This window comes from Paraburkholderia sp. MM5496-R1 (genome assembly GCF_050436205.1).
GTDB classification, from domain to species: Bacteria; Pseudomonadota; Gammaproteobacteria; order Burkholderiales; family Burkholderiaceae; genus Paraburkholderia; species Paraburkholderia tuberum.
Genome location: NZ_JBNDLT010000003.1, coordinates 2,406,539 through 2,421,285, shown reverse-complemented (window position 1 = coordinate 2,421,285; position 14,747 = coordinate 2,406,539). Strand labels below are relative to the sequence as shown.

13 protein-coding genes are annotated in these 14,747 nt (G+C 65.3%); 5 read left to right on the top strand and 8 right to left on the bottom strand.

Annotated features, from left to right (window positions below; translation table 11 throughout):
- Positions 1–384 precede the first annotated feature (384 nt).
- The 4 genes from OKW38_RS37320 to OKW38_RS37305 form a co-directional block, all read right to left on the bottom strand.
- Positions 385–3,897 (bottom strand): SNF2-related protein, encoded by a 3,513-nt coding sequence (locus OKW38_RS37320; protein WP_429365381.1) that lies wholly within the window; start codon positions 3,895–3,897, stop codon positions 385–387.
- Between the two features lie 197 nt (positions 3,898–4,094).
- On the bottom strand, positions 4,095–4,634 hold the full coding sequence (locus tag OKW38_RS37315) for a cytochrome b (RefSeq protein ID WP_090805927.1): 540 nt from the start codon (positions 4,632–4,634) through the stop codon (positions 4,095–4,097).
- On the bottom strand, positions 4,631–5,686 hold the full coding sequence (locus OKW38_RS37310) for a catalase family peroxidase (protein WP_429365579.1): 1,056 nt from the start codon (positions 5,684–5,686) through the stop codon (positions 4,631–4,633). The genes OKW38_RS37315 and OKW38_RS37310 overlap by 4 nt, the downstream gene beginning before the upstream one ends.
- Positions 5,687–5,880: 194 nt before the next feature.
- Positions 5,881–6,135 carry a DUF4148 domain-containing protein gene (locus OKW38_RS37305; protein ID WP_429365380.1) on the bottom strand — a complete coding sequence of 85 codons (255 nt, stop codon included), beginning with the start codon at positions 6,133–6,135 and terminating at the stop codon, positions 5,881–5,883.
- Between the two features lie 166 nt (positions 6,136–6,301).
- On the opposite strand from OKW38_RS37305, the gene OKW38_RS37300 reads away from it, so the two are divergent.
- The 3 genes from OKW38_RS37300 (at position 6,302) to OKW38_RS37290 (ending at position 8,552) form a co-directional block, all read left to right on the top strand.
- Complete coding sequence (locus OKW38_RS37300) at positions 6,302–7,027, top strand: anti-sigma factor family protein (RefSeq protein ID WP_429365379.1); 726 nt, start codon at positions 6,302–6,304, stop codon at positions 7,025–7,027.
- Between the two features lie 158 nt (positions 7,028–7,185).
- The gene (locus tag OKW38_RS37295) at positions 7,186–7,704 is read left to right on the top strand and encodes a sigma-70 family RNA polymerase sigma factor (RefSeq protein WP_018421072.1); all 519 of its coding nucleotides are present in this window, start codon (positions 7,186–7,188) and stop codon (positions 7,702–7,704) included.
- Positions 7,701–8,552, top strand: coding sequence for an anti-sigma factor family protein (locus tag OKW38_RS37290; RefSeq protein WP_429365378.1), 852 nt, complete (start codon positions 7,701–7,703; stop codon positions 8,550–8,552). Before OKW38_RS37295 ends, OKW38_RS37290 begins: the two co-directional genes overlap by 4 nt.
- 33 nt (positions 8,553–8,585) lie before the next feature.
- Here OKW38_RS37290 and OKW38_RS37285 read toward each other — a convergent pair whose 3' ends face one another.
- The gene (locus OKW38_RS37285; protein WP_429365377.1) at positions 8,586–9,497 is read right to left on the bottom strand and encodes a helix-turn-helix domain-containing protein; all 912 of its coding nucleotides are present in this window, start codon (positions 9,495–9,497) and stop codon (positions 8,586–8,588) included.
- 247 nt (positions 9,498–9,744) lie between these two features.
- On the opposite strand from OKW38_RS37285, the gene OKW38_RS37280 reads away from it, so the two are divergent.
- Together OKW38_RS37280 and OKW38_RS37275 are read left to right on the top strand one after the other, a co-directional pair.
- Entirely contained in the window at positions 9,745–10,650 is a 906-nt protein-coding gene (locus OKW38_RS37280) for an NmrA family NAD(P)-binding protein (RefSeq protein ID WP_429365376.1), read from the top strand.
- Between the two features lie 78 nt (positions 10,651–10,728).
- Positions 10,729–10,953, top strand: coding sequence for a hypothetical protein (locus OKW38_RS37275; protein WP_429365375.1), 225 nt, complete (start codon positions 10,729–10,731; stop codon positions 10,951–10,953).
- Positions 10,954–11,515: 562 nt separating this feature from the next.
- On the opposite strand, the gene OKW38_RS37270 is transcribed toward OKW38_RS37275, so the two are convergent.
- The 3 genes from OKW38_RS37270 to OKW38_RS37260 all read right to left on the bottom strand — a co-directional run bounded on the left by OKW38_RS37270 (position 11,516) and on the right by OKW38_RS37260 (position 14,715).
- Positions 11,516–12,229, bottom strand: a complete 714-nt coding sequence (locus OKW38_RS37270; RefSeq protein ID WP_090805938.1) for a DUF4396 domain-containing protein — start codon at positions 12,227–12,229, stop codon at positions 11,516–11,518.
- 490 nt (positions 12,230–12,719) lie between these two features.
- On the bottom strand, positions 12,720–13,379 hold the full coding sequence (locus tag OKW38_RS37265) for a hypothetical protein (protein ID WP_429365374.1): 660 nt from the start codon (positions 13,377–13,379) through the stop codon (positions 12,720–12,722).
- Between the two features lie 43 nt (positions 13,380–13,422).
- Complete coding sequence (locus OKW38_RS37260; protein ID WP_187610308.1) at positions 13,423–14,715, bottom strand: chloride channel protein; 1,293 nt, start codon at positions 14,713–14,715, stop codon at positions 13,423–13,425.
- Between the last annotated feature and the right edge of the window lie 32 nt (positions 14,716–14,747).

Here is a 14,747-nt window from a genome sequence, read left to right as displayed (position 1 = left end):
TAGGGCCGCCGGAAAAAAAAATGCGGCGCTGCCCCTGTCGAAGCAACGCCGCTCACAAACACTACACACGCTCGCCGGGGTCTAACCGCACGAGTAACGTCACGTTAGCCCAGAGAAAAGCCGTGCTCAAGATGAAAGAACTTCCTTTGTAACCGTTGGCGAAGTAGTTATTACGCGCCGCACCAGCGGCGCGCGACGCGCAAGTCCTACACAGCGCGAGTTCGAAATTGGTATGAGTTGAAGTCCCCATCGACGGTAATTTACATACACAGACGCTTTGTTACAGTGTGGCCCCGATTGGCGTTGCTGCGGCGCGTCAGATTTCCCCCTTGCGTGTCTGCGTGGCCCGTCTGCGTTGCCTCGTTCGGTCGCTTGCCCGCGCGTTCAACGCGCGCCTTCGATGTCCGGCATAGGCGCGAACAGCGCGTCGAGATCGTCGTCCGAGAACTTTGCGGCGCCGGCCGCATCTTCCGCGAGAATGCTGTCGGCGAGCCCGGCCTTGTGCTCCTGCAACGCGACGATCTTTTCCTCGATGCTGCCGGCCGCGATCAACTTGTACACGAATACCGGCTTGTCCTGTCCCAGCCGATGCGCGCGGTCGGTCGCCTGGTTCTCGGCGGCCGGGTTCCACCACGGGTCGTAGTGGATCACCGTGTCGGCGGCGGTCAGGTTCAGCCCCACGCCGCCGGCCTTCAGGCTGATCAGGAACAGCGGCACCTCGCCCTGCTGGAACCGCTCGACCGGGCTCACGCGATCGGCCGTGTCGCCCGTCAGCATGACGTACGGGATCGCGGCTTCGTCGAGCGCCTCGGCGATCAACGCGAGCATGCCGGTGAACTGCGAGAACAGCAGCACGCGGCGTCCCTCCTCGATCAGCTCGGGCAGCATCGACAGCAGCAGATCGAGCTTGGCCGAGCGCATCGCGCGCTCGCCGCCGCCCGTGGCAGCGCCGTCCGCGATACCGCTGGCGGTGCGCACGAGCCGTGGATCGCAGCACACCTGGCGCAGCTTCAGCAACGCATCGAGCACGATGATGTGGCTGCGCGCGAGCCCCTGCGCGCTGACCGCCGCGCGCACCTTCTGCTGCATCGCGGTGCGCACGGTTTCGTACAGGTCGCGCTGCGCACCTTCGAGATCGACCGGACACACGATCGTCGTCTTCGGCGGCAGCTCCTTCGCGACCTCGTCCTTGCGACGGCGCAGCATGAACGGCCGGATGCGGCGCGCGAGCAACGCGCGGCGCACGTCGTCGCCGTTCTTTTCGATCGGATTGCGCCAGCGTCGCGTGAAGTCCTTCTGGCTGCCGAGAAAGCCCGGCAGCAAAAAATCGAATTGCGACCACAGCTCGCCGAGATGATTCTCGAGCGGCGTGCCCGTCAGGCCCAGCCGATGCCGCGCCCGCAAGCCGCGAATCGCCTGGGCGGCTTTGGTCGTCGCGTTCTTCACGTACTGCGCCTCATCGAGAATCAGCAGATGATAGTCGTGCTCGGCGAGCACCTTCTGATCGCGCCACAACAGCGCATAAGTGGTCAGGATCAGCTCGGCTTCGCCGATCTGCTCGAAACGCTCCTTTCTCTGTGGCCCGTTCAGCACCAGCACTTTCAGCTCCGGCGCAAAGCGGCGCGCTTCCTCGCGCCAGTTGTGCACGAGCGTGGTCGGCACGACGATCAGCGCGGGATGCGTGAGCCGCCCCGCTTCCTTCTCGGCGAGAACGTGCGCGAGCGTCTGCACGGTTTTGCCGAGGCCCATGTCGTCGGCGAGCACGCCGGCCAGATCCTGTTCGCGCAGGAACTGCATCCAGTTCAGGCCCTGGTGCTGGTACCCGCGCAGCTCGGCCTTCAGCCCGCGCGGCACCGGCACTTCGCGCAGGCCCGGACCGGCTTGCAGACGGCGCGCGAGCTCGCGGATCGAATCGTCGCCGCTGAACTGCCAGCGGCCGGTGTCGTGCAGCGCATCGAGGCGACCCGCATCGACCGCGGGCACGCGCAGCGGCGCGCCTTCGGCAAGCGCGCCGCCGAGCGAATCGAACAGATCGACCAGCACGCGCACCACCGGCTTCAGACGATCGGCGCGCAACCGCAGGCGCTTGTTCTCCTCGGTCTTCAGCTCGATCGGCTCGTCGTCTCGAATGCGCTCCAGCGCGCCAGAGAGCCAGCGCCGGTCGCGCCGGAACAGATCGGCCAGCAGCGGTTCGAGCCGCACGTTGCGCTCACCGACGCGGATGCCCATCTCCAGATCGAACCAGCCGTCGCCGGCCTGCTGCGCGGTGCCGTCGATCGCGTCGATCTCGATCACGTTGTAGCGGAACTCGGGCGCCATCGTCACGCGCCAGCCCTTCGCGACCAGATCCGGCACCGCGTCGTTGACGAACTCGGACCACGCGTCGGTGTCGGGCAGACCGAGCATCGTGTCGGGCAACAGACGCGACGCATGCAGGTTGCGCGTCGGCACCTTTTGCAGACCGGTCTTGCGCAATTCCAGCAGACGCTTTTTCTCGGCGTCGTAGCGCCGGCGGATGTGAATCACATCGCCGCCCGGCAACGGCACCAGCGTCACGCTGCTGTCGGCGTTGATGCTGACACCGTCGTAGTCGAAGCTCGCGGCGGCCAGTTCTACCGCGGCGGACTTGCGCTCCGCGGCCTTCGCGGCCTTCGCGGCCTTCGCGGTTTTCGCGGTTTTCGCCGTTTTGATGCCCTTCCCCGCGCCGGGCAGCGCATGGCTGTTCAGCGTCAGCACCGGCACCGGTTCGACGTCGATCACCCGAATCGCGGGCGCGTCGTGGGTCGGCGGCAGCGGCAGCTCGGGCGCGATCTCGCGCAGCACCGACGCGACGAGCGGCGCCTCGGCGAGCGAGATCGGCGGCATCGCGAGGTAGTCGGGCAGTTGCTGGAACGGCAGCGACAGTGGCACGACGCCCGCCTCGTTGGCGACGCCGTCCACGTACCAGACCGGCTCGGTCGGCAGCACCATGCTCGCGCGCGGTTCGGTGCGCAGTACCGGGCGCAGGCGCTCGTCGGCGAGCGGCTCCCATTCGATGCGCCCGAGGCGGTCGGCGGCGCGCGCGAGCGGCGTCGGTCCGGCCTGGCCCGGCGCGATCCCGAAGTCGAAGAACAGGCGCCCGGTCGCGATCAGCTTCTGCAGCGTTTCCGCGCCACTCGTGCCTCGCAGCACGAACTGGCCCAGGTCCTCGCGCGAGCGACTGAGCCATAGGCCGCGGAGGATCGACAGGTCTTCGTCGGACACGAAGCGCGGCTGCCTGAGCAGCGCGCCTTCGACGTCGCCCCAGCTGTCGCCGACTTCGACGATCACGCCGTCCGCGTCGCAACGCGCGCGATGCAGCACGACTTCGTGGCGCATATGAAAACGCGACCAGTTGAGCCGATAGGCGAGCGTTTCCTTGCGCGTGGCGTCGAGCTTCCGGGCGGCGTCTTTTCCGGCGGCGTCGGCCGCGCGGGCGCGGGCGCGAAAACGCTCGAGCCAGCTGACCAGTTCGGGTCGCACACCTTGAGATGAAGATGGCGCCGGCGGCGCGCCCGGCACCGTAATCCGTCGCGCGATGAACACCTCCGACGTCGCCGGGTCACTGCCGTCCTCGACCTGCGTGATGTGATCCATCTCGTCGTGGTAGTCGAGTTCCGCGAGCAGCAGCGCCGCGACGTGCTTGCAATTGCGGCCGACCGGGCACGTGCATTTGCCTTCGGCCGACGGCGACCCGCCATCGGTACGAAAGCGAACCCGCGTCAGGTACGGCCGCGGCTGCGAGCCCTGCACTTCGCCCGACAGCGTGTCTCCCTGCCATTTGACGTTGCTGACCGCGCCCACCGAGCGCGCCTTGGCGACGGTGTGCTCACCGAGCCATTCCGCAATCCTTTCCCGATCGAAGAAAACTGATGACATCCGCGTGCATTCCTGTTCAAACCGGCGAAGGCAAGCGCGCGTGGACCATGACGGGGCGCCGCGCGACGCCCGGCCGATTCTGTCCAGTTGCGATTTGCCAGTGATAACCGGCCATTTTACGCGTTGGACGAAAATCGCCAGGGCGGGCGATCTGGACAGTTCGGCAGCAACCCGGTCAAGCTGCGGCTCGACCCATATTAGCGTTCGCCGCGGGCCATGCTGCCCCACACCCCGTCGCGCAGGATCAGCCCATGCAACAACGCCGCCGCCAGATGCAGCAGCACCGTCGCGAACAACGCGAACGCGAGCCACGTATGTAGCGCGCGCAGCAGCGCGAACAGCGCGACGTCGTGCGGTGCGATCGGCGGCAGATGCAGCGGACCGAACAGCGTGACCGGATAGCCGGCCGCCGATAGCATCGCCCAGCCGATCAGCGGCATCGCGAGCATCAGCCCGTACAGCACGAGGTGCGACGCATGCGCCGCGATTCGTTGCGGCTTCGACATGCGCGCGGGCAATGGCGGACTGCCGCGCATCACGCGCACCGCGAGCCGCACCAGCACGAGCAGCAGCAACGCGATGCCGAGCGGCCGATGCAGCGCGACCAACGCATCATGGGCACGCGATACCGTCGCCACCATGCCCACGCCGATAAACAGCATCGCGACGATCAGCGGCGCCATCGTCCAGTGCAGCAGCCGCGCGAGCGGACTGAAGTGAGTGCGGGTGCGCGTCATGAAGGCTCTCCGTTTGGCTGGGTTCGATGGATCTCGGGATGCAGCGCCTCCTCGCGCGTGCGGCGTTGGAACGACTGTGCGTAGGCCGCAGAGCGCGCGGCGAGCAGCGGATCGTCCGATGGCGCGATGCCGGCGGGCACGATCGTCGGATCGAAGTTGATGTCGCGGCAGGCGCCGTCTTCCTGCGACGTGGTGCGTTCGATCACGAGCGTCCCCGCGTCGACGCGCTGGCGGTCGTCGGGCCACTGCAGCGTCGCGTCGCTGATCGGGTCGCCAGGTTGCGCGACGGTCAACAGCAGATGCCAGCGCAACGGTCCGTGTTGCAGACGCTCGTCGAGATCGGCGGCGAGGAAGTTCTTTTCGGCCTGCTGCGCCGCGGTGATCGGCGCGTATGGCGTGTCGGGCACGACGGCCCAGCGCACGGCGCGCGTCGTGCCGTGGGCATCGGTAAACAGAAACGCGTCGATGCCGTAGTACGCGGCGTTCGCGAGGCTCGACGACGGCGCGTGCGACTTGACCCAGCGCTGGAACGGCTGCGTCTCGGGATTGGCCGCGTAGAACGCCTTCAGCTTCGCGGGGTCCGGTTTGCCGGTCGCAGGGTCGGGCTTCGCGGCCAGCAATTGCTGATAGAACTGTGCAGGCGTATGCACCGCGAACACCGGCGTCGAGTTCATGCCGGTACGCCACTGTTCGCCATCGCGAAGCCGGAACTGCAGCGCGAGACTGCGCACCGGCGAGCTCGTATCGGGCGCGGACGGATTGCCGCCGGGCACCGCGAAGCGACCCGACACCGGCGTGCGGCCCGGCGCGAACACTGCCGCGTGCGACAGCGCCGCGCCATTGCCGTTGCTGTCGAAATAGCCGTCGACGCACAGGCCCTTGGCATGATTGCGTCGATAGCCGGGATGCGGGCCCGCGACCGCCTCGAACGTATCGATGATGCGCGGGGCGGTCAGACGCGCGGGCGTCAGCCACCCCGCGGTGTAGGCGAAGCCGCCCGCGAGCGCGAGCGCGACCGCGCCGATCGCGGCGAGCCGGCATGGCACGCAGATCGGGCGCGGGTCGGAGCCGGCGGGGTTGGGTTTGGGTGCGAAGGGTGGTGTCACGGAAACTCCTTGCCGGATGGATCGACGATTCGGTCGACGAATCGACCAACGTACGGGCAAACACGCCTCGCTACGGTCTATTCCATCCGGCCCTGGCGCGCACATTCAAACCCATTCGCGCGCCAGTGGCCGATGCTGCTTCAATGGGTGCCAACAGCCGGCGCTCCCGAGTTCGCGACGTGGCTCGCGGCGAGCGCCTGCTTGCGCTGCTCGACCTGACGTGCGAACACGGGACTGACATCGGGATACGACGCGTCGGTGATGTAGTCGAGACCGTTCTGCTGCGCCTCGATCAGTTCCTGGTACACCTGAGTGCGTGTCTTGCCCTGCGCAAACGCGCTCGACGAAGCGGCGAGAACGACGAGCGACAAAGCAACGAACGAAAGCTTTTTCATGATCGACTCCTTGGAGAGTTGTGCGGGTTCGCACCAGGGAGAACCACGGGTGGGCAGCGTTTATTCCTGTATTCGTGGCGTGAAAAAAACATCGCCGGCGCGGGGAATAAATGTCCCCGCCGCCGTGTTTGCCGTCCGATAGCAGCAATCAAGACCGCGCATCATCATGACCTCGACTCACCGCCCCTGCGGCGCTCCGCTCTCCGAAGACGACATTCAGGCCTATGCGGACGGCACGCTGACGCCCGAGCGCGCCGCGTCGCTGCGCGACTATCTCGGCAAGCATCCGGCGGAAGCACGGCGTGTCGCCTTTTACGACCGCTTGAACGCGCAGATCCAGGCCACGTTTCAGACCGCCGAGGAGCCCGCGCCTGGGCGCCTCGGCGGATCGCGCCCGCTGCGCATGCGCCCGCAACCGGGTGGTCGCGCACGCCGAACACTGGTCGCGCTCGTCGCGCTCGCGCTGATGCTGAGCGCCATCAGCGGTTGGCTCCTGGCGACTCAGGTGTCGGCACGAGCGCTCGATAATGCCGCCGTGATGGCGCTCGCCGAAGCCGCCGCACGGCCCTTTTCCTCGGCATCGCCGACGCGCGTCGATCCAGCCGCGCCGGATCTCGGCGCGATCGGCCTGCGCCTCGTCGAGCAACGCGTGCTGCGGCTCGGGCCATTGCAGCGCGCGGACGAACTCGTCTATCTGAACGGCGATCAGCAACCGGTGGTCGTGCTGTCGGCCGCGGCGCCGTTTGCTCGGGAAGAGCCGCAGTGGGCCGCGCGCCGCATCGGCGAGCTGCGGCTGTTGACGTGGACCGCGCAGCGGCAGCGTTTCGTCGTCGCGGGCAATGCGCGCACCCACGGCCTGATGCGCGCCGCCGACGTGATGAGCGCGCGCTGACGCCGGTGCGTGCGGCCCTCGCGGAATAAAATGCGCTGACAGGTGTTTGCAGTTCGAACGCATCGTGCGACGGACGCCTCCGCGACCGGCCCGGCGCGTACCGATACCGACGCGAGTGAAGCCGATGCCACCCCCACGCCCCTTGACCGGGATCAACCATGGATGTCCGTGACGAGTTGATCGAGCACGTGCCGCGTCTGCGGCGCTATGCGCGGGCGCTGATCAACAATCGGGAGCTCGCCGACGACCTCGTGCAGGACACGCTCGAGCGCGCGCTCGGCCGCACCCGTCTGTTCCAGCCGGGCACCGATCTGCGCGCGTGGCTGTTCACGATCATGCACAACGTCTTCGCGAATCAGGCGCGCAAGGCGTCGGCGCGCGCGGTCCACGTCGCGGTCGACGACGACAGCATCGCCGAAAGCGAGCTCGCGGTGCCGTCGGGCCAGACGCGTTCGCTCGAAATGCGCGACCTCGACTACGCGTTGCAGCGGCTGCCGGTCGAACAGCGCGAGGTGGTGCTGCTGGTCGGTCTCGAGGAGATGAGCTATGCCGATGTCGCGCTCGCGCTGAACGTTCCGATCGGCACGGTGATGTCGCGGCTCTCGCGCGGACGCGAACGGCTGCGGGCTTTGATGGCGGGCGCCCAGCCCGGTGCGAAATTACAGGTGGTGCGATGAGCGAGCCGCAAATGCCGATCGGCGAAGAAGACTTGCACGCGTACGTGGACGGTACGCTGTCCGGCGAGCGGCACGACGAGGTGGAGCGCGCGCTCGAACAGAATCCGGAGCTGGCCGCGCGCGTCAGCGATTACTTTTCGCTCAATGGTCTGCTTCACGAGCGCTACGACCGCGTGCTCAGCGAGCCCGTGCCGAAGCGTCTGCAGACCGGTGTGCCGCGCCGCGCGCGAGCGGCCGCGAACTGGCCGCGTTTTGCCGCGCAGTTCGCGGGCATGGCCGCGGCGCTCGTGCTCGGCGTGGGCATCGGCATGCACAGGAACGATCTGATTCCACCCGTTGCGATCGATCGAACCGACCCAGGGGCCGAAACGCAAGCCGGAAATCGTCCGGTCAGCGCGGACAGCGCCGAGGGCTTCGCACGCCAGGCGGCGCTCGCGCACGTCGTCTACATGCCGGCGATCGACCGGCCGGGCGACATGAGCGCCGATCGCGAGCAGGACTTCGTGCAATGGCTTGCGAACCGGCTCGGCACCGAGGTCCATCCGCCGATGCTGTCGAAGAGCGGATTCATGCTGTCAGGCGGCCGCCTGCTGCCCGGCGACGACGGTCCGACCGCGCAGTTCATGTATCGCGGACCGAACGGCGAGCGCGTCACGCTGTGCATCTCGCGTCGTCGCGAGAACGCGAATACGACCGCGTTCAAGCTGTATCAGGCGGGGCCCGTCAACGTGTTCTATTGGGTCGACGGCGATTTTGGCTATGCGGTGTCGGGTGGGATCGATCGCAAGGAGCTGCTGCAGCTCGCGCATGATGTCTATGCGCAGTTGACGGGGGCCGCGCCCGGTTGAAGCGGATGGGTTCCGCGCCGCGCGGTTCGCGCATCAACGTCGTGGGTTCTCCTGCCCCGACATGGCCGCGTCATCGCGCGCGGCGCCGCGCAGTTCACGCGGCGTCGCACCGAGCAAACGCGACATCCAGTGCGCCATATGGCTCTGATGCGCAAAGCCCGTTTCGAGCGCGATCTGGCTTGCGCTGAGGCGTCCCTGCAGCAGCAGCGTTCGCGCGCGCTCGACCCTGCGCTGTACCACGTACTGATGCACGGGCACACCGAGCGTGTCGCGAAACAGCGCCTTGAAATGCGGCACGCTCAGTTGCGCCTGCGCGGCGAGCTCGTCGAGCGTCAGACGCTGATCGAGATGCGCGTCGATAAACTCGATCACACGTGCGGCCGTGCGCGGCGCGAGCGTACGCCGCCGGTTGCCCGGCATGGGTTCGACGCCGATCAGACGCACCAGCATCGCCGTACACAGACTTTCGGCGTAGAGCGGATCGGACGCATCGTCCGCTTCGAGCTCCGCGCGCAGCGCCCAGGCGAGATGCTGAAAGCGCGGATCGCGCATCTGGAAGCGCGGGCGCAGCTGCGCGTCGGCCGAGTTCAACGCGAGTTGCTCGACCGTCCGTCGCGCGAAGTCCTCTGCAAACCAGACGCTGAAAATCGTGCAGGCGGCGTCATCGTTCCACTGACCTTCGAGCCCCGCGGGGATCACGTCGGCGTCGCCGTGCGCCTGAATCCGCGTGTGGCGGCGCGCATCGCACAGACAGCGCGCAGTCACCGGCGCACCAACGTGCACGCCCACGCGATGATGGCGAAAGGCGGACATCCGATGCAAACCGGACGACACGTTGACCAGCTCCGCACCGAAGCCTTGCCAGCCAAGCGCCCTGCTCGTGCGCACGGCGATGCGCGAGCCGCTGTGCGGCGCAGGCGCGGGAATCGGGGTGACGGCGTTCATCGCTTGTCTCCTGAGTGAGCTGAATGACGGCGAGATGCCTGCATTGTGCGGCGTTTTTGGCAGGTTCGCCGGCGTGACGGAATTTCGTAGCTCGCGAACAGCCAACGCGATTCGCGCGACCTGCGCGACCTGCGCGGCATCGGCGTAAAAAATCATCCAGATCTGCGCAAAGTCATCCAGATCTGAGCGCCTCGCGAGCACCGCGTCCCTACCATCACGTCATAGCGATCCTCAAAAGGAGCACAACGTGTTCGTCATTTTCGGAGCGACCGGTCACGTGGGACACGCGAGCGCAACCGCCTTGCGTCGCGCGGGCTACCCGGTACGCGCGGTGGTGAGCGACGCCACGCAAGCCGAAGCGCTCGCGGCAATCGGCTGCGAGCTCGCGATCGCCGACCTGAACGACCCACGGCTGGTCGCGCGCGCGATCGACGGCGCGCAGGCAGTGCAATGGCTCTGTCCGGTGCCGCGAGCGCATGACGATCCCGCGGCCGCGATGCGGCGCATCATCGACGCGGGCGTCGCGGCTTTGCGCATGAGCGCGCCACCGCGGCTCCTCGCGCTGTCCGACTACGGCGCCGAGCACGCGGATGGCACCGGCATCACGACGCTGTTCCACTACCTTGAAACGCAGTTGCGCACCGTCGCGTCGTCGCTGATCTTGTTGCGCGCCGCCGAGCACATGCAGAACTGGGCACGCGTGCTGCCGGTCGCGCTCGGCCGGGGCGCGCTGCCGAGTCTGCATGATCCGCTCGACAAGCTGTTTCCGACCGTCGCGGCGCAGGACGTCGGCGAGCTTGCCGCGCAGTTGCTGCTCGATGAAGGGCCTTCGCGCGCGACGCCACGGGTGGTCAGTATCGAAGGGAAAGAGCGGGTAAGCGCGCTCGACGTCGCGCGTACCTTGGCGGAACTGTCCGGGCGGCCGGTTATCGCCCACCGGGTGCCGCGCGACGAATGGAGTGCCGTGCTGCGCGGCGCCGGGCTCGGCGAGCGGCACGCCCAACTGATCGTCGATCTGTACGACGCGCACAACGCTGGACGCATCGACGTCGAGGCGAATATCAGCGAGCGACGCTTCGGCGCCACCACGTTGCGACAGGTGTTGAGGGCGCTGCTATCGGGCGTGGCCGGTACGGCAGCGGCGGCGCGGTGATCCGCGTGGATGTAGGGCAAGCGGACGGCGTGGCGCGGCGCGAACAGCGTCGAAGGCGTTCAACACTGGAGAGACAGCATGCAGACCTGCCCGTTGCTTCGCGCATCGATCGACGCCAGATCAACGAAAAACGCAATGCGACGGATGAAGTGCGTAGCGTCAACACCGTCAACGCACCCGAGCTCACGCGCCGAGCGCTGGCTGCGCATAGCGATAAGGCTATCGAGCTTCATGGGCTGGCGCGCGCTTGCCAACCTGCTCGCCGCGATTCCCGACAGCAATGACGATTTCGGCGTGTTCTAGGTTCTCAGTCATGAGCCGCGGGCGGCTCAAGCGGCGCTGAAGGTGCTGGCCTGGTGGCAAGCACCGCAAGCCGCCGCCAACCCGCTTATCGAGGCGGTCTACTCATTCTCGTCGAAATGGTGACGCGGGCGAGCCTTCTCGTACAAACCTACGCCAACGCTTACGCCGGACCACTGAGAGGTTGATACCGTCAGCGATACAGTCGGGTCACGGCCTTTTTCAACGCGATCAACCCTGAACCAGGGTTCGAGCTTCTCTGACCACAACGACGACTTTTAAGGTACAACCACGAGCTGAGGTCTTAATGCAGCGCCGCTACGTAGCCGCGCTAGCTACGATCGGTCTGCTGTGACATTCCGCCGGCAAGCTTCGGTTCGCGCTGGCGGACCTGCACGCGCAGCGAACAGAGCAGTGGCGATCAACCCGCTCCGAAGCGCGGCGGATTTCATGCGGTCAATGGGTATTTTCTGGACGCGGAACGGGGGTGAGGCTGTGGGACCGCCTTCACGTCAGTTGCGATTTTGCCTGTCGCCATCAGCGCCCTTTTCGCTGAGGGTTTGGTCTACATCTTCTCCTTCACACCGGAACGAATCAGCCACCAGTTCACAGGGTAGCTCGTTACGAAGCCCGCGAGCATGGCGATCTGCATGGCGAACCAGAACTCCGAACTTGTCACGTTCGCGATGCCGCCAAAAACCGGCTTGAACCATAGGAACTGAATGATCGCCATTGCTCCATACATGCCAATCTGCCACGCGGTTATCGAGGCAATATCCGCTTTGACTGCAGCGATCACGCCCTGTCCAATTGACAGGTCGCGCATCGGCTTGATGGTGAAGTACTGAAAACCGATTCCTAGCAGAAAGGCGATCATGAAGTCTGGGATCCAGACGGCAAAAGTTTTCTCGTTGAATACGCTGTGCCATCCGAACCACACCGCCAACCCTGGAAACGCAAACGCTGACCATTCGACAACAATGTCGCCGAGTGTGCAACCAGCGCCGCAATGACTAGTGCCTTTCATCACGATCACTGTGAACGGTTGCGTTTTATCGCCAGCTTCGGCGGCGAGCACGTTGCGTCCCCATGCATAATAGGCAGCAAGCCAGAGAACTGTGCCGAATAGCGTGGTCAGCGGCCAAACCAGGCTCATGATCCACATCTTCTGCGGATGTCTTACCTCGTCAGTCACAATGATGACGGCACACACCACGCCTAACACAATCCAGGCGATCGACAGACTATGGAGCCAGGCTGGAAAAGTACCGTAAGTCATCGTTGGTCTTGAAAGGCTTTGCACCGATAGCGCACAGAAGAGCAACTGCCGTTCCGGCTCTGCAAGATTGGCTGATGAACAACGGCTGGATTCGGGCAGACGCCGGGTTACAGGTCTCCTGATGACCAAGCGAGATTGCACGTCAACCGAACGGTCGCGATGCATCGTTAAGCACGTCGCCGGGGCGCGAAAAGGACGATCAGAGAATAGCGACGATCCCGCTCGGCACGTTGCCCGGGCCATCGGTCAGAATCGCAAGAAGTGAGTTTGGCCTCGCGTTGGCGCGGCCTCCGAAACGCTCCGACAGATTAACCAGTAGGCCGAGCGATCGACTCTGCCGTCAGAGGAGCGACTGCGCCACCTGTCTCGACTTTAATCCGGCGTGCGTCTCCGGCCCGCGCTATGCGAGTGGCGAGAGGTCGCGCCGTTCAGAACAGCTGGTGCAACAGAAAACACCTTACATCGGCATCCCATCTCAAGTCGCGCCAGCTCATTCCTGTCTTTTCACCGCGCTGTTACGCGTATTGCGCTCGATCGCTGTGAGCAGTAGCAGCAAAGTCAGGAAACCTGTCAACGCGAGAAGAATTCCCAGCGACGAACCGAACTGAGCGTTTTTGCCCTCTGCCGCCTGAACGGCGCTTTGGGCCGCATCAATCCGCCCAATCTTGACACGGGCATACTGATCCATGGCCGCTGCAACATACCGCTCGCGGTTGTCCCATTCCCACGTAGCAGCGTGCTGCCCGGCAGTCGCAACAACGTCGGACAGTTCATCCAGGAACTGCTGTCGGTCGGCTTGGGGAATACGCTCGAGCCACGCCTTGAGCAGCGGTTGGCTTGCATTATTCTGGTTCAACAGGGCATTAAGCGGAGCGGGGATAATTAATCCCGCGGCGCCAGCGACATCCGCCATGGCGTTGCCGTTCGCGCTGCCGATTTTCAGACCGTCGTTGGCCGCCTCCGAACCCGCTATCGAAGAGAGTACCTCGCTCGCGCTGACGGGCGGATCTGTGATAACAGCTGCCGTCCTCGGAACGCCAAGCGCAAACATTAATGCGATCATCGCCAGGATGGCGCCAACTAGCGCGATGAGACATAGCACGCGCGCCATGCCCAATAGACGCTTTTCGATTCTGTCTGCGATCCCCATATGAACTCCGTCGATGTCTGTTCGACCTACCGTCGCCTTTGCCTCACGGCTTGCGCAGATAACGCTCCGAGAGCGCCTCGTACAGCGGTGGCGCAAAAAAGCGCGAGACGCGACTCGCGATGAGCGCCGTGGCCATCAGCGAGATAACGAGCGCGTGCCCGTTGATCATCTCGATGACGATCACGAACGCCGTGATTGGGCTCTGGGTGACCGCCGCCAGATAGCCGACCATGCCGAGCGCGATGAGCATCGGAAGCTGGATCTGCGAGAACGCCATGTGAACCGTGTTGCCGATGCCAGCCCCGATCGCGAGCGACGGGGCGAACAGGCCTCCGGGCGCGCCTGGCAGATACGACCCCACCATCGAGACCATCTTCAGGAGCGGGTATGCCGCGCTGACATGCGCGCTGCCTTCCAGCATGCTCCGCGCTTCGGCATAGCCGCTGCCAAATGTATGGCCATTGGCGCTCACGCCGACGAGCGCAATGACCAGGCCGCATAGCGCGCCGAACAGCACAGGCCGCTTCACGCGCAGTTCGAGCAGAACTTCGGGCATCCAGCGCTTCGTGTTGAGCAGCAGCCAGCAGAAGCATCCCCCTAGCGCGCCCGCAAGGACACCGATCAGCACTACGGCGAGGCTGAGCCATCGGGGCAATCCCGACCCGATATCGATCGTGCCGAAATACACATAGTTTCCCTGCAGCCCAAGTGAAACGACGCCAGCGAAGATGATTGCCGTGATCAGCACGCCGCTCGCGCGCTGCTCGAAGCTGCGCATGAGTTCCTCAATGGCGAACACCACGCCTGCGAGCGGAGCATTGAATGCCGCCGACAAACCGGCGGCCGCACCCGCGAGCGCGAGTCTGCGCTCCAGCACGCCCGGCCGGATCGCCAGAAAACGACTCGGGTAAAAGCGCCTCAGGCTGAACATCAGGGCGGCGCCAACATGAATGGTCGGACCTTCGCGGCCGATGGTAAAGCCACCGAGCAGGGCCAGGAACGAGACCAGAATCTTTCCAACGAGAATACGCAGTGTGAGCAGCCGTGGCCCGAGTTCGTTCGGCCCGTGCAGCATGGCGATCACCTGGGGAATACCGCTGCCCTCGGAACCGTCAAAGAAGCGCCGTGTAAGCCACACCGTAACGGCGCCTGTTGCGGGCGCCACAATCAGAGGCAGCCAGAACCGGTCAGCCGCATAGCGAAGGAACACAGCGTAGCCGAAATCGATCAGCTTCGCGTAAAGCACCGCGACCAGGCCTACGGCGATCGCCCCCAGCCAGAACACGCCATAGTGGAGCCATAACCGGTTGATGCGCTGCAGCTTTCGACGGTCCATCAGCGCGAGAATGCGCACGATCTGTTCCCCTG

What these genes read in the sequence shown, in the direction of transcription:
- OKW38_RS37320 (WP_429365381.1), bottom strand. Translation starts at nt 3,897, where the DNA reads ATGTCATCAGTTTTCTTCGATCGGGAAAGGATTGCGGAATGGCTCGGT.
- OKW38_RS37315 (WP_090805927.1), bottom strand. Translation starts at nt 4,634, where the DNA reads ATGACGCGCACCCGCACTCACTTCAGTCCGCTCGCGCGGCTGCTGCAC.
- OKW38_RS37305 (WP_429365380.1), bottom strand. Translation starts at nt 6,135, where the DNA reads ATGAAAAAGCTTTCGTTCGTTGCTTTGTCGCTCGTCGTTCTCGCCGCT.
- OKW38_RS37300 (WP_429365379.1), top strand. Translation starts at nt 6,302, where the DNA reads ATGACCTCGACTCACCGCCCCTGCGGCGCTCCGCTCTCCGAAGACGAC.
- OKW38_RS37295 (WP_018421072.1), top strand. Translation starts at nt 7,186, where the DNA reads ATGGATGTCCGTGACGAGTTGATCGAGCACGTGCCGCGTCTGCGGCGC.
- OKW38_RS37290 (WP_429365378.1), top strand. Translation starts at nt 7,701, where the DNA reads ATGAGCGAGCCGCAAATGCCGATCGGCGAAGAAGACTTGCACGCGTAC.
- OKW38_RS37285 (WP_429365377.1), bottom strand. Translation starts at nt 9,497, where the DNA reads ATGAACGCCGTCACCCCGATTCCCGCGCCTGCGCCGCACAGCGGCTCG.
- OKW38_RS37275 (WP_429365375.1), top strand. Translation starts at nt 10,729, where the DNA reads ATGCAGACCTGCCCGTTGCTTCGCGCATCGATCGACGCCAGATCAACG.
- OKW38_RS37270 (WP_090805938.1), bottom strand. Translation starts at nt 12,229, where the DNA reads ATGACTTACGGTACTTTTCCAGCCTGGCTCCATAGTCTGTCGATCGCC.
- OKW38_RS37265 (WP_429365374.1), bottom strand. Translation starts at nt 13,379, where the DNA reads ATGGGGATCGCAGACAGAATCGAAAAGCGTCTATTGGGCATGGCGCGC.
- OKW38_RS37260 (WP_187610308.1), bottom strand. Translation starts at nt 14,715, where the DNA reads ATGGACCGTCGAAAGCTGCAGCGCATCAACCGGTTATGGCTCCACTAT.